This window comes from Halorubrum sp. CBA1229, from assembly GCF_003721435.2.
Lineage (GTDB): Archaea > Halobacteriota > Halobacteria > Halobacteriales > Haloferacaceae > Halorubrum.
In genome coordinates this window covers 1871940-1889508 of sequence record NZ_CP054585.1, presented here as the reverse complement: position 1 = coordinate 1889508, position 17569 = coordinate 1871940, and the positions used below count along the sequence as shown (strand labels likewise).

The window sequence follows — 17569 nt, the reverse complement described above, 5'->3', positions numbered from 1 at the left end:
CCTCAGTCCGAGTTTGCGCGGATCAAGCCCGTTTTGCGGGCGCCAGCCGCGTTCGTTTATAAACGGTCGGCGGCGTCGCCCGCGAGGAGCGACGATTCGGCCGCGTCGATGCCGGCCGCCTCGACCACGCGCTTCGCCTCTCGGGTGGCGCGCTCGCGGACGGCGTCGGCGTCGATCCCGACGTGCTCGCCGTCGTCATACCGGACGTCGCCGTCGACCATGGTGAAGACCACGTCGTCGCCGTGGGCGGCGTACACGAGGTGGGAGCGCGGGTCGTGGACCGGCGTGGCGCGCGTGCGGTCGGCGGTGAGCCCGATCACGTCCGCGCGCTGGCCCTCGCGGAGGGTGCCGAGGCGGTCGAAGCCGGCGGCGCGCGCGCCGTTCGTGGTCGCCATCTCCAGCACGGTCGCGGCCGGGAGCCGGGTCGGGTCGCGAGCGTCAACCTTCCCGAGGAGGCTCGCCTGCCGCATCTCGGTGAAGGGGTCGAGCGTGTTGTTGCAGGGCGGCCCGTCGTTGCCGAGCGCGACCGCGATCCCCCGGTCGAGGTAGTCGTGGACCGGGGCGACCCCGGAGGCGAGTTTCATGTTCGAGGAGGGGCAGTGGGTGACGACCGTGTCCGTCTCGGCGAGCACCTCGCGCTCGCGCTCGTCCGTGTGCACGCAGTGCGCGAGGGTCACGTCCGGTCCGGTGAGCCCGACCTCGTCGAGCCACAGGACGTTCCGCATCCCCGTGTCGGCCTCCACCGCCCTGATTTCCTCTTCGTTCTCGCTGGCGTGAGTGTGGATCGTCACGCCCTCGTGGCGGTCGGCGAGCTCGCGGCAGCCCCGCAGACACGCCTCGCTGCAGGTGACGGCGAAGCGGGGCGTGACCGCGTAGCGCACCCGCCCGCCGGCGGCGCCGTGGTACTCCTCGATGAGCGCCTCGCTCTCGGCGAGCGCGGCGTCGGTGCCCTCCAGCAGGCCGTCCGGCGAGTCGCGGTCCATCAGCACCTTCCCGAGCCGCGCGCGGATCCCGGTCTCGATCGCGGCCTCGAACGCCTGCTCCGCGTGATTGACCGAGAGGTGGTCGACGACGGTCGTCGTCCCCGATTCGAGGCACTCCAGGTAGCCCAGCTCGGCGGCGGCGCGGGTCGCCTCGGCGTCCATCGCGGCCTCCATCGGGAGCACGGCGTCGAACAGCCAGTCGAGGAGGGAGGCGTCGTCGGCGATCCCGCGTCCGAGCGACTGCACCGAGTGCACGTGGCCGCCGATCAGGCCGGGCGCGACGATGTCGACCTCGCGGCGCTCGTGGTCGGGATACTCCTCGCGGAGGGCGGCGGCGTCGCCGACCGCGGCGATCGTCGCGCCCTCGACGACGACCGCGCCGTCGGGGACGACGGTCGCGGGGTCGGCGATGACGGTTCCGGCGATCAGCATGTCCGTCCGTTCCTAACGGTCGCCTCTTAAGAGGGTGTCCCTCGCGAGGCGGCGGCGGGCGGGCGGGTCGGCTGCCCGCGACGCGGACGCCGCGCTCCGTCACCGACCCCGCGCTCTCCCGTCCGCTACTCCAGTTCCGTCTCGCGCTCGCGGCGGTCGCGGGACTCGCGTCGGTCCGCGGCGGTGGCGTCGATTCGCCCCTCCAACTCCTCGGTCTCCAGCAGTCGGTCGAGTCGGCGCTCGAACTCCTCCTCGCCGATCTCGCCGGTCGCGTACCGCTCACGGAGCGTCTCCAGGGGATCCCCGGTCGTCGCGGGCGCCGAGACCGACTCACCGGCCGCTTCCCCGGACTCGACGAGCGGGAAGTCCTCGCCGAGCAGCGCCACCAGCGGGATGATCACGAAGAAGCCGAGGATGAACGTGGCGGGGATCAGCGGCCCCAGCGCCCCCGGGAGGAGGACGGCGAACAACGAGGTGAGCCCGAACGAGAGGACCGCAACGAGCCCTATCAGCCGATTTTTCTCGAACGTCGGGAGGGACATACGCGGGGGATTTCGACGAATCACCAAAAACGTACTGCCGGCGGTCCGTCGATCGGGTCGACCGCGGCGGCGACCGCGACCGACGGCTATTCGTTCCGGCCGCTCCCACGCGGATCCGTGCTCAGATACGTGACGACGAATCCGGGGAAGGTGCGCGAGGCGGAGCGCTACCTCCCGGACGGCTCGGTGGAGCGGCTCGACTTCGACTACCCGGAGATACAGGCCGCGGAGCTCGGACCGATAGCCGCCCGCGGCGCTCGGGAGGCGTACCGCCACGCGGGCGGGGCGGTGCTCGTCGACGACGCGGGGCTGTTCGTCGAGGGGCTCGACGGCTTCCCCGGCCCGTACTCCTCGTACGTCGAGGAGACGCTCGGGATCGAGCGGGTCCACGAGATCGCGGCCGACCTCGACGACCGCCGGGCCGCGTTCCGCTGCGTGCTCGGCTACTGCGACGGCGACGAGTTCGCCGCGAGCCCGGACCCGGTCGACCGCGGGGACCGGAACGCGGCCGCCGCGGCGGGTCCGGACGCGGACGGCGACGCGGACGCGGCCGGCGAGCGCGACGACGCCGAGCCTCTCCCCGTCAAGCTGTTCGAAGGGTACGTCCCCGGCCGGATCGTCGCGCCGCGCGGCGGGGGCGGCTTCGGCTACGACCCGATCTTCGAGCACGACGGCGAGACGTTCGCCGAGATGGACACCGACCGGAAGAACGCGGTGTCGCACCGCGGCCGCGCCTTGGAGAAGTTCGCGGAGTGGTACGCGGAGCGGTGAGGTGGCCGCTCGGGCGTCCCCTCAGGCCGCGTCGGCGATGGCGGCGGTCAACAGGTCGCAGCCGAGTTCGATCTCGCGTTCGGTGACGTCGAGGGGCGGGAGGACCCGGAGCACGTCGTGACCGGCCGCCAGCGTGAGCAGCCCGCGGGAGAACGCCCCCGTCAGGACCGCGTCGCGGCGCTCCGTCGAGTCGAACTGGACCGCGAGCATCAGTCCCTTCCCGCGGACGTCGGTCACGCCCGGGAGGTCGGCGTCGCGCATCGTCTCTTTGAACTGTCGACCCCGGACGGTGGCGTTGTCCATGAGGTCGTGCTCGCGGATGGCGTCGAGCGTGAGCGCGCCCTGTGCGGAGGCGAGCACGTCGCCGGCGCCCCACGTCGACGAGAGCCGGCTCGTCTCCTCGGGGAACACGTCTTCGCGGGAGATCGTCGCGCCGACGCGGAGCCCCTTCGCGCTGGAGATCACGTCCGGTTCGAGCGCGTAGTGGTCGGCGCCCCACAGCTCCCCGGTGCGGCCGACCCCGGACTGGATCTCGTCGGCGATCAGCGTGATGTCGTGCTCGTCGACCAAGGCCGCGATCTCGTCGGTGAACGCGTCGGAGGGGAACCGGTAGCCGCCCTCGCCCTGGATCGGTTCGAGGATGAGGTACGCCACGTCGTCGGGGTCGACGTGACCGCGTTCGGGGTCGAGCTTCTCGCGGAGCCGGGAGACGCCGCCCGCGAAGAAGCCGCACGAGCAGGTCTCGGGGGTGCAGGACCGGTCCTCGCAGAACGGGGCGTCGTGGACGCCGCTGATCTCCGGGAACTCCCGGCGGTAGACGGACTTGGAGCGGTTGAGCGAGAGCGCTCCGAGCGTCCGCCCGTGGAACGCGCCGTCGAACGTGATCGCGTGCTTGGCGCCGCCGGAGTCGTCGTACGCGATCTTGATCGCGTTCTCGACCGCCTCCGCCCCGGAGTTCGAGAGGAAGACCGTGTCCATGTCGTAGTGGGCGGTGACCTCGGTGAGCCGCTCCATCAGCCCGGACGACCCCGGGAGCCCGTCGCCGGGCGACTCGCCGCCGGCGACGTAGAAGTCCTGGCCCGCGATCTTCAGCGGGTCGACGAGGTCGAACTCGGAGAGCGGCTCCATAATCAACGGGTTGTTGTAGCCGAGCGGCGCGGCGGCGACGTGGCTCGTGAAGTCCATGAGGACGTTGCCGTCGACGTCGGTGCAGAAGGGGCCCTCGGCGGGCGCGGTGCGGTCCCAGACGAACTCGTAGACGTACGTGCTCGGCGCGGCCGACTCGTGGTGGTAGTCGACCCACTCTCGCGCGCGATCGCCCGGGAGGTCCGTGACGTCGGGCGTGGCCGTGTGGCGATCCATGGTGACGCGTCGCACGCCCGCGGAATAAAGCCGAGGCGATCGCTCGGTCGTTGGAGAAACCTCCAACTGCAGTTCGCGAGACGCGACGGGAGGCGGAGAAGAGGGCGAGAGGCTGAGAAGAGGGCGAGAGGCTGAGAAGAGGGCGAGAGGCTGAGAAGAGGGCGAGAGGCTGAGAAGAGGGCGAGAGGCTGAGAAGAGGGCGAGAGGCTGAGAAGAGGGCGAGAGGCTGAGAAGAGGGCGAGAGGCTGAGAAGAGGGCGAGAGGCTGAGAAGAGGGCGAGAGGCAGTGAGGGGCAGGGGAGAACGAAGAGAGCGGGCGGTGGAGAGGAGCGAGAACCGAGACCGACGACGCTACCGACCGGTCAGTGGTCGACGTACTGCGTCTCCCACTCGGTGCGGGCCTCGATCTCGCGTCGGCCGCGGCGGGTGAGCGTGTAGTAGTTCGTGCGGCGGTCGCGCTGGCCCTTCTCCACGAGTCCCTTCTCCACGAGCGTGTCGAGGTTGGGGTAAAGCCGGCCGTGGTGGATCTCCTTTTCGTAGTAGTCCTCCAGCTCCTCTTTGATCGCGAGCCCGTGCGGCTCGTCCAGACCGGCGATCACGTAGAGCAGGTCACGCTGAAAACCCGTGAGGTCGTACATGCAACTGCTCGTACATTCCTGTTCTAAATAAATAAATATACCGTTACAAACGACCTCGATCCGCGCTCCAACCCGTGTAATCAGCCGATTTCTTCGGTTCGGTTCTGTCAGTAGATCAACTATGGCGACGCAATTCGGGCCGAATCGCGTCCCTGACCGAACGTCCGGAAACTGATAGGTCGACACGGAGACCCGTCTCCCGGGTCGGTCAGATCGATCGAGTCAATCGCGTCAGTCGGATCGGTCGCGTCGCTCGCGACGTGCGGGCGTGTCGGAAGCAGAAAGCCGGCGCGCCCGACGCGGAAAAAAGCCGCGTCGGGCGGCCGATTGGTCCCCGCTGACGCTTCGGCCCTCCAGACGAAGCGTCACCTGACAGTACAGGGTTCGGATTGATAAAGCTAACGAGGGACCGCCACAGGTGTTCTATCGACAACATGTTACGGGGGTCGAAACTGTGTGGCGGGGCTGTCACAGAGGAACAAGGAGGAAGCCCACGGCTTCAGTCGTAGGTTACTGACAGGCGGTCCGACTCACATGTGCTCCTCCTCTAGCACCCAGCCGAGCGCGCGCTTGTAGTGAGTGAACAGCTCTTCGACGCCACGGTGAGACATCTCCTCGTCGTCGAGCTGTTCGCGGAGAAACTCGTACTGCTCGCGGATCTCGTCTTCGGAGCGCATGGACGCGGGTACGGTGCGTGCCCGGATAGGGTTGTGGCCGAGGACGACGTGCACGAGGCGTGATGCGGATCGGCGGGGAATACGTCCAAAGCCCCAGCTCCTCGTTTATAAATAGCTGACTGCGGATCGACTGTGAAGACCTCCAAAGCCCCAGCCGCGACGGCTCGCGCGCCTTGCTGCGCGCTTCAGTCGCTCACTTCGTTCGCTCCTTCCAGTGCTTGCTGCGGCGTGCTTCGCCCTCGCGACTGCCCCTTTGAGTCCCGCCCGCACCGCAACCGCACCTCACACCTCCCCAGCCTCGTCGGACCGGCGCGGCCGCGCCGGTCCGACTCCCTCGCACGCGCTCCGCGCGGCCTTCCGGCCGCTCGGAGGCGCGCGCCACCGCCCTGTTTATTTATAAATCGTCGCTGTTCGGCCGCCCGAGGTCGCCCGAGGTCGCCCGCGAACGATACGTTGATACGTCGACCGCCGGTACCCGATGAGACGATGGACGACCGGACGCGCGAGTACCTGAAGGGGCGGTTCGGCGACTACTACCGCCGCGCGTCGCCGTCGCTCCCGCCGGACGCGAACCTCCGCGAGTGGGGCCACATCCCGTGGACGCCCGGCTCCGGAACGACGATGGTCCGCCACCAGTCGCTGTACGATTTAGGCGACGTCGACACGTTCTTCGCGGACAACGCGCCCCGGCACGCCTACTTCTCGGCCGCGCGCTACGACGACCCCGGCGCCTCGACGATGTCGCGGAAGGGGTGGCGCTCCGCCGACCTGATCTTCGACCTCGACGCCGACCACCTCCCCGGCGTGGACCCGGAGGCGACCTCGTACCCCGAGATGCTGGCGGAGTGTAAAGACGCCCTCCTGCGCCTGCTGGACTTCCTCGACGACGACTTCGCCTTCGACGACCTCACCGTCGTCTTCTCCGGCGGGCGCGGCTACCACGTCCACGTCCGCGACGAGAGCGTGCGGGAGCTCGACAGCGAGGCGCGCCGGGAGATCGTCGACTACGTCCGCGCGATCGACCTCGACACCGAGGGCCTGATCCGGACCGTCTCCGAGCGCGGCACGACGAAGCGCGTGCTCCGCACCGAGGGCGGGTGGGGCGCCCGGGTCCACGAGGCGCTCGTCGAATACGCCGACGACCTCCGCGACATGGACGAGGACGACGCCCGCGAGCGCCTGATGGAGTTAGAGGGGATCGGCGAGGGGCGCGCGGAGACGATCCTCGGCGCGTTCGACCGGAACCCGACCGCGGTCCGCGAGGGCAACGTCGAGGCCGGGGGGCCGGGCGTGCGCCGGCTCGTCTCCGCGCTGGCCTCGCGCGTGGCCGCGACCGACACGGCGCCGATCGACGAGCCGGTGACCACGGACACGCGGCGGCTCATCCGGCTCCCGGGCACCCTCCACGGCGGCTCCGGGCTCGTCGTCACGCCGATCGAGCGCGACGAGCTCGCTGACTTCGACCCGCTGCGGGACGCGGTGCCGGACCGATTCGTCGGCCGGGAGATCCGGATCGAGAGCGACGCCGATCGGACGGTAGAATTAAACGGCGAGCGCGTTAGAGTTGAATCCGGTAGAAACACCGTGCCCGAGTTCGCCGGGGTCTTCCTGATGGCCCGCGGCGAGGCGCGGAAGGCACCCGAATAATGAACCTCGACGAGCTCAGATCGGCCCAGGCGAAGGAACGCCGCAAGGACAGCCTCCAGCACCTGCGGGACTCCTTCTACGACGACGTGGCGGCCTACGTCGCCGACCTGCGCGCGGCCCGCGACCGCCGCGCCGAGCAGGTCGACAAGCCGTTCTCCGACGACGACGTCCGCCGCCTCTCCGACGAGGTCGAGACGGCCGAGGAGGTCGCGGAGGCGCTGTACGAGCGCCGCGTCGGCAAGGTCGTCAAGCTCGCGTCGTTCGCGGCGGCCGACATGTCGGTCGACGCCGACGGCATGACGACCGAGGAGCGCCGGCTGTTCGACGACCTCGTCGAGCGGATCAAGGCGAACAAATCGAGCGTGCTCGACGTGCTCTCCGGCGAGGTGTCGGTGGACGAGTCCGCGTCCGACCCGACGCCCGTCCCCGAGTCCGACTCGCCGCCCGTATCCGAGTCGACGACTGACGGGATCGCGGAGGGAGGGGACCCGACGGAGGGAGTCGCGGCGGACTCCCGCGAGGACCCGGTCCCGCCCGCGCCCGAGCCGGAGACCGCGGACGAGACGACCGCCGCCGAGGCCGGAGGCGACGAGGTCGCCGACGCGCTCGCCGGCGCCATGGGCGGCGCGGACGACGGGGTCGCCGACGCGCTGGACGCGGCCCGTGACGGGACCGCGGAGGGGTCGGACGCGCCCCCGCCGACCGACGCGTCGGGCCGCGAGGCTGGCGAGGGCACCGCGGAGAGTACCCCGGGCGGCGCCACAACCGACGGCGGCCCGACCGCGGTCCCGCCGGAGTCCGCGCCGCCCGGCGCGCCCGGGATCGACGACCCAGGGGCCGCGAGCGACACTGACTCGGCCGGTGGCGCGAGCGACGGCGCCGGCGCGCCCACCGAGACCGGCGCCGAGCCCGACTCTGGAATCGACGACCGCGCGACCGTCCGGATCACCCGCGACGTCGGCGCCATCTTCGGCGTCGACGAGCGGGAGTACGACCTCGCGAGCGAGGACGTCGTGACCCTCCCCGTCGAGAACGCGAAGCCCCTGGTCGAGCGGAACGCCGCTGAGCGGCTCGACTGACCCCCGTCGATGGGCGCCGACGCCGCGGCGAGGGGGCCGGACGCGGCGGCGACCCGACGAGCACGGACCCTCGGCGCGGCGGCCACGGTCCTCGCGCTCGGCGGCATCGCGGCCGCGATTCTCCTCGACCCGACGTTCTCGTGGACGAGCGACGCGCTCTCCGATCTGGGGGTCCGCGAGCCGAGCGCGCCCGTCTTCAACTGGGGGCTGATCCTCGGTGGCGCGGCCGGCGTGGGGTACGCGGTCGAACTCGGGCGAGTGTTCGACTCCCGGGCCGGCGCGCTCCGCGCGGTCGCCCTCGGGCTCGCGATGGCCGCGATGGCGGGGGTCGGCGCCTTCGATCTCACGGAGCCGCTCCACGGCCCGTCCGCCGTCGGCTTCTACGCCCTGGTCACAGTCGCCGCCGCCGTCGACGGGGTCGTCCGTAAGGGGAGGGCGACGGGGCGGATCGCCCTCGCGTTCGTCCCGGCCCACGTCGCGGTGTGGGCGACGTTCGTCGCGGGGTGGTGGCCGGTGACGGGGCTCGCGCTGCCGGAGTTGCCGGGCGCGCTCTTCCTCGCCGCGTGGGTGTGGCTCCTCGGGCCGGCACCGGTCCTCGAGGCGGTCGCGACGCGGCTCGACGGAGGCGGGAGCGACGGAGGCGGGAGCGACGGAGGCGGGAGCGACGGGTCCGGGACCGACGAGCACTAACGCCGCGGGCGGCTACGGCCCGGTAATGGAGGTCGAGTTCCTCGGCGGCGCCCGCGAGGTCGGTCGGAGCGCGGTCCTCGTCGACGGCGCGCTGCTCTTGGACTACGGCCTGTTGACCGCGGACCCGCCGCAGTACCCGGTCCGCGACCCCGAGCCCGACGCGGTCGTCGTCTCGCACGGCCACCTCGACCACGCCGGCGCGGTGCCCGCGCTTTTAAAAGGCGACCGGCGGCCGGCGATTCACTGGACCCCGCCCACCGCGGACCTGACGCGGACACTGGCGCGCGACACGCTCAAGCTGCACGGGAACAGCCCGCTGTGTCTCTTCTCGGAGGAGCACGTCGCGCGGCTCGGCGAGGTCGAGGAGTGCCGCGCCTACGGGGAGCCGTTCGCCGTCGAAGCCGGCGGGACGGAGTACGAGGTGACGCTTCGCAACGCCGGGCACATCCCCGGGTCCGCGCACGTCCTCGTCGACGACGGCGAGACTCGCCTGCTGTACACCGGCGACTTCCACACCGACGACCAGCGGCTCGTCTCGGGGACGACAGCGCGGCCCGACGCCGACGCCGTGATCTGCGAGGCGACGTACGCGGACGTGACCCACGAGGACCGCCGCGCCGTGGAGGACCGCTGGGCCGAGAGCGCGAAGACGACGATCTGGGAGGGCGGGACCGTCGTCGCGCCCGCCTTCGCTATCGGGCGGACCCAGGAGCTCATGCTCGTCGCCGACGCGAACGACATCACCCCGTACGTCGACGGGATGGGGATCGAGGTGACGCGGATCGTTCGGCGGCACCCCGAGTTCCTGCGCGACCCCGAGGCGCTCCGCCGGGCGAAGGGCGCCGCGCGCTTCGTCACCGGCCGCGACGGCCAGCGCGAGCGGATCGCCGCCGACAACGAGCTGATAATCACCACCTCGGGGATGCTCGCGGGCGGCCCGGTCCACTCGTACCTCCCGAAGATCCGGGGGAGCCCGACGAACCTCGTGACGCTGACGGGGTACCAGGTCGAGGGGACGCCCGGCCGCGAGCTCCAGGAGCACGGGCGGCTGGCGATAAACGGGCAGGTGCGCCCCGTCAGCGCCCGAGTGGAGTCGTACGACTTCTCCGCGCACGCCGACCGCGAGGGGTTGGAGTCGTTCTTGAACTCGTATCGGGGGGCGCGCGTGCTGGTGAACCACGGCGACCGCTGCGAGGCGTTCGCCGAGGACTTGCGTGAGGACGGGTTCGCGGCGAGCGCGCCCGCGATCGGCGAGCGGATCGATGTATAAAAGGAGCGAACCGGGAGTGGGGGTCAGTCGCCGTCCCCGCTCTCGGCGACGACCTCGTTGCCATCGACCGAGGCGTTCAGCAGGAACTCCTCGTCGACGGCCCCCTCGTACTCGACGCCGTCACCCGAGGAGGGATTCTCGTAGTCGCCGGCGTCCCAGCCCGGGTGGACGTAGGTGACGCCTTGTCCGGGGAACTCGACGGCGGCGATCTTCCAGTTCTCCGGCGGGTCGTCGACCTGCGACCGAATCTTCTCGGCGGTGTCGAGCCGGTCATCTCCGTCGAACGTCGTCACCTTCCCGAGCTCGTCGACGCCGTCGGCGGGATTCTCAGCGATCCACACGGTCGCATCGACGAATCCGTTCGCGCTCTGGACCGTGACGTTCCCGTTCGCCCCGTCGTTGAATTCGACCCCCGTCACCGTCGGTCCCTTCGGCACGCACGTCACGGTGTGGGTGCGGTCCAGCGAGACGCTGACGCCGCCGCCGCTCCCGTCGGCCTCGAACAGGAGCGGGACCGGCTCCTCCTCCGAGCAGTGCAGGGTGACGTTGACCGGGAGGGCGGCTCCCCGATCGAGCGACGAGGGCGTCTCGACCGACTCGATCGTCGCCGCTGTCGCTCCGGTGTCCGCGATAGAGACGTTGACGTCGAACTCGTCGAGGTCGCTCCCGAACTGGTTGCGGTACTCGACGACGGGCGTGGACTCCCCGTCGTGGACCTCGTCGGTCAGCGGCTCGTAACCGAGGTACGCGCTCGTGTCGTTGGTGACGTTGACCGCGAGCCCGCGGTCGGCCTCCATCGCGGTGAACCCGGCGGTGCCGAAGATCAGCCCGACCGCGGCCGTGAACGCGAGCACGAGGCTCAGCGTACGCAGGGCGCGCATCCGGGCCGGCGGCGACCGGGTCGCGGTGCTCATCTGCGCTTGCGGAGCTCTGGCGGTTTCTCGGTGTTGCCGAGGCGCGTCCGGCGTCCGATGACGTGGTGCGCGGCCGAGGAGAGCCCGAAGGCGGTGGCGGTGAACACCCCCACGTCGAGCGCTTCGAGCCAGGCGAACCCCGGCGTCCCGGTGGCGACGGCGACCGTGAGGGAGACGGCGAGGCCCGCGAGCCCGACGTAGTAGAGGCTCCACGGGATCTCCGTGCTCCGGAGGACCTCGACGTAGATGTCGAGCTCTTCCAGCTCGTCCGTCGGCTCGACGAGGTTCTCCTCCTCGTGGACCGTCACCACGTTCTTCTCCTCCAGCTTCGGTAAGTGCGTACGCTGGAGGGTGCTGTACACGTTCCGGCGGTCCTCGTACTGTACCTCGTCCGGGTCGACGTCGCGCTCCCACGCGGTGACGCGCGTGGAGAGCTCGGAGACGGCGACTGGCTCCTCCGCGCGCTTGAGCGCGTGGATGACGAACCGGCGGCGCCTGTTCGACAGCAGTTTGAAGATCTCGTCTTCGGACAGTTCGCCGCCGCCGTTTCGCCCCGCCCCGTATGTCGTTGTCGCTGTAGAGAGCATCGATGTGACCACCTGGTTCTGCGCCGGCGGATCCCCCTCCTCGAACCGGCGATTTTCGCTCGTAATGTGTGATTGTGTCTACCATAAATAGGTTGGATAATTAACCTGTTAAATTAAGAAATATGATGAAAACACGTTCGGCTCGTTAGTTCCTCGAGAGGCGATTGAGCCGCGGAGCGGGGTCCTCACGGGTTTTCAGGGAGTCGTTGAGACGCGGCGGGCGATTCAGGCGCGGGCTTCAGCGTCTCCACGTCGGGTTCAAGGACGGCTCGATACGGGCCGCGAGGAGCGGTCGACCCGTATCGAGGCGCTCACGTCGCGTTATCGAGCCCGGCGCGTGATCGTGTCGAGAATTTCATAACGAAGTACCATGCCCCGTATGGGTTATCCGAGCGCTCCCGGCCCGGATGCCCGGGCTGCGGGGTGCGTGAACACAGGTGAGATACGACATGGAACGGCGCAAGTTCGTGATCGGACTCGGATCGCTCGCTGCCGGCGGGGCAGCTGCAACGGGGACTGGTGCGTTTACGAGCGCAGAGGTTGACCGACAGGTCACTGTCGACGTTGAAGACGACGTTCAGGGTTACCTCAGCCCTCAGCCAGCTGATACTGCTAACGGGGATGCGTACGCTCGGCTACAGGGTCCGGAGAACGAGGCTACTAATACTAATGATGACGTGCTTATTATCCAATTTAATGGAATTCAGAATAATCTACAGTCGGACCAAAATAACACGGCTATAGAAGGAAGTAGTAGCGACTACGGTGGTGGCCTTAATAAGAACGCTGTGTACGAATTTGACGATCTTATTACGGTGACTAACCAAGGTCCACAGACTATTGACGTCAGTGTTGATGGTGAGAATGGTACGGGTGCCAATCCTGCAAAAATTAGGGGCCTTAGTGCAGGTAGCGACCCTGATCCAACCCTTAATGAGGCGGATAACTTTGGTGGACCCGTCGTCGAAGTGGCGCCTCAGAGCAACAATACGCTCGCACCTGGTGAGTCAGTCAGATTGAACTTCGCCATCGCAACCAGTAATGATCCAAACAGCAACTACAGTGGGAGTGTGATTATCAAGGGCGACGCCAACTAACCTAATCGTCAAACGGCTAGCGTAGAAAGACCAAATATTATACTATGGAACAATCTACTCGTCGGAAAATGCTGGCAGTTGTAGGTACTACAGTCTCTAGTGGGGCGATTGCTACTGGAACCGGCGCATTTACTAGTGGTCTGTGAATCGTAGCGTAACAATCGACGTTGAGTCAGACTCAGAGGGATACCTTTCGTTGGTTCCTGGCCCTGATAATGGGAGATATATTAACAATAGCAACGGCCTATTTCATATCGACTTGACGAGCAATAACAAGAACCTTGCTGGGAACGGATTGAATCCCAATTCGTTCTTTGTCGCTGAGGCGGTGTTTGAGATTCAGAACTCGGGGTCACAAGCAGTGGAGGTAACGCCCTCGCCGCTGGCGTTTGTAAGAACTGACGGAGACGATACTCTCCTCTTCGTTATCGTCCCTGAGACGACTCCGCAATCAAATTTCCCAATAGTCCAGCTCGCAGTCGGTGAAGCCGAGACGTACGGGATTGTTGCTTTTGTTGACGGTAGCGGGAATGCAGGCTTAGATATCGATCAAAAAATAACCGTCTCAGCGGAGGCAATATAAAATGACACTTGAATTAGACGACTGCAAAAACATCGGTGAAGAGATCCCGATTAGCTCGGATGAAAAGAACCGAGTCAACGCTGCGATAGCGACTTTACGTACTGACGATGAGGAAAGTCTAACTGACGAGTAATCAATTGTTAGATTACATCCGATGTGAACCACAAGTACTATTCAGACAACCATATTTTATATCATAACTGAAGCATCAAGCAGTCCTCAATACCGGTGTGTGTGCCGATTGTTTATAAATTAATACCTACATATATGCTACGATGCCGCGGGTCCGTGGTTCTGGGATCGCGTCTACCGCAGCGGTTCTAGGGTTCGTGCTATTCCTTGTGATCTCCACCGGCGCTGTCGTCCTCGACCAGCCCGCCGATCCCATCACCGACGACGTCGCCCTCCAACCCGGCGACAACCCCTACGCCTACCTCGACGAGGACGGCGAACTCGCGATCGACGTCACCGAAGACAACCCCCGGATCGACGCCGAGGGGGTTAACGTCGACGCGTTCGCCGCCCAGGAGGCGCTGTTCTATATCACCTACGACGGGAACGCGACCGCCGAGGCGTGGATCGAACACGAGGGCACGGGCGTCACCTTCGTCGTCGACGGCGAGCCGGTCGAGAGCCCCGAGCGGGCGGCGCGGCTCACGCCCGAGGACGACGCCGTCCCGGTCGGCGTCCGGATCGACACCCGCGTCGCCGGGGTCGTACCGGGCGACCGACTCATCGACGAGATCTCGGTCCACGCCAGAGTCGCGGAGCCGGAGGAACCGCCCGGCGGGGAGGGTCCGAGCGACGACGGCGACGAAGACGACGACCCGAGCCCCACCACCGGCCCGATCGTCTCCGTCGATCGCCCGTCCCCGAGCGTCCGAGAGGTGACGCTCCGATCGGTCGGCGGCGGCGAGGAGACCGCGGTCGACCTGCGGGGGCTCCGCGTCGGCGACCCCGCGATCCTGCTCGACCGGCTGACGTTCGTCCGGGAGTCGCCCGGCGACGTCGAGTTCGCGGTGCGGGGGCTGAGCGACCGGCCCGCGGAGGCGCCGCCGCCACCGCCCGGCGTTGACCCCCTGGGGTACTACGCGGTCGAATTCGCGGAGCCCGGCCAGCCGATCGCGGAGGCGACCGCCGAGATCGCGGTGGACCGCGACCGGCTCGCCGCGGCCGGGGTCGCCCCCGAGCGCCTCGCCGTCTACCGCGAGACCGACGCGGGCTGGGAGCGCGCCGAGATGCGCGTCGTCGACGAGGGGAGCGAGACGGTCAGGCTCCGGGCCGCCACCGAGGGGTTCTCCGCGTTCGCGGTCGCGGCCGAGCGCCCGTCGCTGGCCCCGACCGAGGCGAGCCTCTCCGACGACCGGGTCGCGCCGGGCGAGCCCCTGACGGTCGCGGTCGACGTCGAGAACCGCGGGCCGGCCCCCGCGAGCGACGAGACGGTCCGGGTCGAGACCGCCGGCGGGAGCGCGGTCGCGAGCGACGAGGCGGTCGCGGTCGACGCGGACCCGGGCGCGACGGCGACCGAATCGGTGACGGTCCGGTTCGACGAGCCCGGGGAGTACGACCTCGTCCTCGCGGGCGACGCGGTCGCGGAGACGGCGGGCGAGGGGGAGCCGAGCCTCGGGTCCGTCACCGTGACGGAGCGCGCGGACGGCGCGGGAGACGACGGGGCCGGGACCGAGCCGCGCGTGGGTGACGACGCGGGCGGCGGGGGCGACGGAGGCGACAGCGACGACGCCGGGGAGGGACGGGCGGGCGACGGGGACGGAGCGGGAGCGACGGGCGACGGGGAGGCGGGAACGGAGCTGTCGACCCTCGACCTCGCCGACTTCGCGGGGCTCGCGGCGCTCGTCGCGATCGTCCTCGCGACGCTGGTCCTGGTCCGGCGCGCGCCGCGGTGACCGCGTCTGGGCGATTTAGGCGGGACGAGTCGGGCGGTGCGAGGCAGGCGATGCGAGTCGGACAGAGCGAGGCGGGCGGCACACGGGACGACGGCTCGCGGAGCGACGGCTCGCGGAGCGGTCGAGTCGAGGAGAGGGGGCAGACGCCTCGGGCGGGGAGCCGGGAGGGGGACCGACGGGTCGACTACTCGCCGCCGTCGGTGTACGCCCAGTCGTCGAGCACGCGGTCGGCGGTCGCGTTCGCCTCGGCGGGGGTGGGGCAGTCGCCGCCGCCGACCTCGTCGGCGAGGTCGCAGGCGAGGTCGTACACGGCCGCGCCGTCGGCGCGCTCGGCGACGCGCTCGAACGTCGGTCGGTAGCCGGCGGCCGCGCGCTGTCCGGTCTGGTCGAGGGAGGCGTCGATGGCGTACTCGAGCTGTCGGACCGCTTCCTGGGGTTCCATACGCGAACGCTGGACCTCTCCGCACTTAAGTATACTCGGATTCGGAATTGAGTTAATACTTCCGCAGCGAGGGCCCGACTGCGGGGGCGGAGCCGGCTGCGGGGTCGCGGAAAGGGGGTCGGCGATCGACGTATATACGCGTCGGCGCGCCGCAGAACGTCCATGACCGACGTAGACGAGCGCGCGGCCGTCGCGGAGCGCGCGGCGCGAGCGGGCGGCCGCGTGGCGCACGACCGCTTCCGAAGCGACATCGCCGTCGAGACCAAGGGGGAGATCGACGTGGTGACGGCGGCCGACCGGGCCGCCCAGCGCACCGTGATCGAGTCGATTCGGGAGCGGTTCCCGGACGACGTGATCGTCGGGGAGGAGGAAGACGAGCGCAAGACCGTCCCCGAGGACGGCGCGGCGTGGGTGATCGACCCCATCGACGGCACGCATAACTACGTCCGGGACATCCGCGTGTGGGGCACCGCGGTCGCGGCCGTCGTCGACGGCGAGCCGGTCGCGGCCGCCACCGTCTGTCCCGCGCTCTGCGACGTGTACACCGCCGACGCCGACGGCGCGTACCGGAACGGCGACCGGATCGCGGTCAACGACGTCGCCGACCCGCACCGGGCCGCCGTCGACCCGACGCTGTGGTGGGATCTCGACGCCCGCGACGAGTACGCCGCCGCCTGCGAGGCGATCGTCCGGCGGTTCGCCGACATGCGCCGATTCGGCGCCGCGCAGGTCACGCTCCCGACCGTCGCGGCCGGCGGGCTGGAGGGCACGATCTCGAACCTCCGGGCGAACCCGTGGGACTCCGTCGGCGGCGTGTTCATGATCCGACAGGCCGGCGGGCGCGTCACCGACCTGGAGGGGAACCGCTGGCGACACGACTCGACCGGGCTCGTCGCCTCGAACGGCGCCCTTCACGACGAGGTGCTCGCCGCCGCGCGCGAGATCGAGGAGTTGGACTGAGCGAGATTGGTTATAAATGAATGCGGTGGCGCGTGCCTGCGAGGCCGCATTCGCGGCCGAGCAGCGCGCGCGAGGGAGTCGGACCGGCGCGACCGCGCCGGTCCGACGAGGCTGGGGAGGAGTGAGGTGCGGGGCGGTGCGGTCGGGTGGGACTCAAAGGGGCAGTCGCGAGGACGGCGCAGGCGACGTAAGCACCGCAGGGAGCGAGTGAAACGAGCGACTGAGGAGCGCAGCGAGCGTGCGCCGTCCTCGCGGCTGGGGCTTTGGGAGTGTTCGCCGTCGATCCGTCAGCAACGACGTACACCCGAGCGGCTGGGGCTTTGGGAGTGTTCGCCGTCGATCCGTCAGCAACGACGTACACCCGAGCGGCTGGGGCTTTGGAAGTGTTCACCGCCTCGGAAGCGACGTATAGCCGAGGGTTCAAATCCGATCCCACCGAACCCCGCCACATGTACGCGGTCGTCGGCTGCAACGAGTGCGCGGCCATGTGGCTCCTCTCGGACCCCCGGACCAGCGACAGCGCGACCTGCCCGCGCTGCGGGAAGACGCATCGGACGGCGAAGCTCAAGCGGTTCTTCGAGTCGGAGGACCGCGAGGCGGCCCGGGAGGCCCGCGCGGCGCTGCTCGCGAAGAAGCGGGACGAGAGCGCCGCGTTCGCCGAGGTGGACCACGTCTCGGAGCTCGAACGCGCCGTCGAGGACGCCGGGATCGACGACCGCGAGTACCTCGAGGCCGGCGGGGTCGACGCCGACGCCGTCGACGAGGCCGGCGCCCGCGCGGAGGGCGGCGGGTCGGCCTCGCGCACCCGGACCGAGATCGTCCGCGACGCGGTCGACGCCGCCGACGAGCCGACCGAGCGGAACGTCGTCGCCCGCGCGAGCGAGCACGGCGTCCCGGCCGACGCGGCCCGCGAGATCCTGACGAAGCTCACGCGGCGGGGCGAGCTCTCCGAGTCGCGGGGGCGGTACAGGGTGCTCTGAGCCGGCCCTCGA

18 protein-coding genes are annotated in these 17569 nt (G+C 69.1%); 10 read left to right on the top strand and 8 right to left on the bottom strand.

Going from position 1 to position 17569, the window contains the following annotated elements; translation table 11 throughout:
- Positions 1-56: 56 nt before the first annotated feature.
- Both Hrr1229_RS09375 and Hrr1229_RS09370 read right to left on the bottom strand, forming a co-directional pair.
- Complete coding sequence (locus tag Hrr1229_RS09375) at positions 57-1415, bottom strand: 5'-deoxyadenosine deaminase (RefSeq protein WP_123113148.1); 1359 nt, start codon at positions 1413-1415, stop codon at positions 57-59.
- A gap of 125 nt (positions 1416-1540) precedes the next feature.
- On the bottom strand, positions 1541-1957 hold the full coding sequence (locus Hrr1229_RS09370; RefSeq protein WP_123113149.1) for an SHOCT domain-containing protein: 417 nt from the start codon (positions 1955-1957) through the stop codon (positions 1541-1543).
- 117 nt (positions 1958-2074) lie between these two features.
- Between Hrr1229_RS09370 and Hrr1229_RS09365 the strand changes: the two genes are divergently transcribed.
- The gene (locus tag Hrr1229_RS09365) at positions 2075-2728 is read left to right on the top strand and encodes a non-canonical purine NTP pyrophosphatase (RefSeq protein ID WP_123113150.1); all 654 of its coding nucleotides are present in this window, start codon (positions 2075-2077) and stop codon (positions 2726-2728) included.
- Positions 2729-2749: 21 nt separating this feature from the next.
- On the opposite strand, the gene Hrr1229_RS09360 is transcribed toward Hrr1229_RS09365, so the two are convergent.
- The 3 genes from Hrr1229_RS09360 to Hrr1229_RS09350 form a co-directional block, all read right to left on the bottom strand.
- On the bottom strand, positions 2750-4090 hold the full coding sequence (locus Hrr1229_RS09360) for an aminotransferase class III-fold pyridoxal phosphate-dependent enzyme (RefSeq protein ID WP_123113151.1): 1341 nt from the start codon (positions 4088-4090) through the stop codon (positions 2750-2752).
- A gap of 361 nt (positions 4091-4451) precedes the next feature.
- Positions 4452-4727: a PadR family transcriptional regulator gene (locus Hrr1229_RS09355; RefSeq protein ID WP_123113152.1), complete on the bottom strand. Its 276-nt coding sequence runs from the start codon at positions 4725-4727 to the stop codon at positions 4452-4454.
- Positions 4728-5257: 530 nt separating this feature from the next.
- Positions 5258-5404, bottom strand: a complete 147-nt coding sequence (locus Hrr1229_RS09350) for a hypothetical protein (RefSeq protein WP_176329389.1) — start codon at positions 5402-5404, stop codon at positions 5258-5260.
- A 486-nt stretch (positions 5405-5890) separates the two neighbouring features.
- On the opposite strand from Hrr1229_RS09350, the gene priS reads away from it, so the two are divergent.
- The 4 genes from priS to Hrr1229_RS09330 are packed head-to-tail and all read left to right on the top strand — an operon-like array spanning position 5891 to position 10090.
- Entirely contained in the window at positions 5891-7051 is a 1161-nt protein-coding gene (gene priS / locus Hrr1229_RS09345) for a DNA primase small subunit PriS (protein ID WP_123113153.1), read from the top strand.
- Positions 7051-8130 carry a hypothetical protein gene (locus Hrr1229_RS09340; RefSeq protein ID WP_123113154.1) on the top strand — a complete coding sequence of 360 codons (1080 nt, stop codon included), beginning with the start codon at positions 7051-7053 and terminating at the stop codon, positions 8128-8130. Before priS ends, Hrr1229_RS09340 begins: the two co-directional genes overlap by 1 nt.
- 9 nt (positions 8131-8139) lie before the next feature.
- The gene (locus Hrr1229_RS09335) at positions 8140-8820 is read left to right on the top strand and encodes a DUF998 domain-containing protein (RefSeq protein WP_123113155.1); all 681 of its coding nucleotides are present in this window, start codon (positions 8140-8142) and stop codon (positions 8818-8820) included.
- A 25-nt stretch (positions 8821-8845) separates the two neighbouring features.
- Positions 8846-10090, top strand: a complete 1245-nt coding sequence (locus Hrr1229_RS09330) for an MBL fold metallo-hydrolase (RefSeq protein WP_123113156.1) — start codon at positions 8846-8848, stop codon at positions 10088-10090.
- A 23-nt stretch (positions 10091-10113) separates the two neighbouring features.
- On the opposite strand, the gene Hrr1229_RS09325 is transcribed toward Hrr1229_RS09330, so the two are convergent.
- Positions 10114-11004 carry a hypothetical protein gene (locus tag Hrr1229_RS09325; RefSeq protein WP_123113157.1) on the bottom strand — a complete coding sequence of 297 codons (891 nt, stop codon included), beginning with the start codon at positions 11002-11004 and terminating at the stop codon, positions 10114-10116.
- Positions 11001-11591, bottom strand: coding sequence for a transcriptional regulator (locus Hrr1229_RS09320; protein ID WP_123113158.1), 591 nt, complete (start codon positions 11589-11591; stop codon positions 11001-11003). The genes Hrr1229_RS09325 and Hrr1229_RS09320 overlap by 4 nt, the downstream gene beginning before the upstream one ends.
- 449 nt (positions 11592-12040) lie before the next feature.
- Here Hrr1229_RS09320 and Hrr1229_RS09315 point away from each other — a divergent pair, with 449 nt between their 5' ends.
- The 3 genes from Hrr1229_RS09315 (at position 12041) to Hrr1229_RS09305 (ending at position 15175) form a co-directional block, all read left to right on the top strand.
- Positions 12041-12688: a hypothetical protein gene (locus Hrr1229_RS09315; protein WP_148041752.1), complete on the top strand. Its 648-nt coding sequence runs from the start codon at positions 12041-12043 to the stop codon at positions 12686-12688.
- A 259-nt stretch (positions 12689-12947) separates the two neighbouring features.
- Complete coding sequence (locus Hrr1229_RS09310; RefSeq protein WP_158606064.1) at positions 12948-13271, top strand: hypothetical protein; 324 nt, start codon at positions 12948-12950, stop codon at positions 13269-13271.
- 341 nt (positions 13272-13612) lie between these two features.
- The gene (locus Hrr1229_RS09305) at positions 13613-15175 is read left to right on the top strand and encodes a PGF-pre-PGF domain-containing protein (protein WP_123113160.1); all 1563 of its coding nucleotides are present in this window, start codon (positions 13613-13615) and stop codon (positions 15173-15175) included.
- 184 nt (positions 15176-15359) lie between these two features.
- Here the strand turns inward: Hrr1229_RS09305 and Hrr1229_RS09300 are convergent, their stop codons facing one another.
- Positions 15360-15617: a hypothetical protein gene (locus tag Hrr1229_RS09300; RefSeq protein ID WP_123113161.1), complete on the bottom strand. Its 258-nt coding sequence runs from the start codon at positions 15615-15617 to the stop codon at positions 15360-15362.
- Positions 15618-15779: 162 nt separating this feature from the next.
- Here Hrr1229_RS09300 and Hrr1229_RS09295 point away from each other — a divergent pair, with 162 nt between their 5' ends.
- Positions 15780-16577: an inositol monophosphatase gene (locus Hrr1229_RS09295; RefSeq protein ID WP_123113162.1), complete on the top strand. Its 798-nt coding sequence runs from the start codon at positions 15780-15782 to the stop codon at positions 16575-16577.
- Between the two features lie 449 nt (positions 16578-17026).
- The gene (locus tag Hrr1229_RS09290) at positions 17027-17557 is read left to right on the top strand and encodes a DUF5817 domain-containing protein (protein ID WP_123114873.1); all 531 of its coding nucleotides are present in this window, start codon (positions 17027-17029) and stop codon (positions 17555-17557) included.
- The last annotated feature ends 12 nt before the right edge of the window (positions 17558-17569 follow it).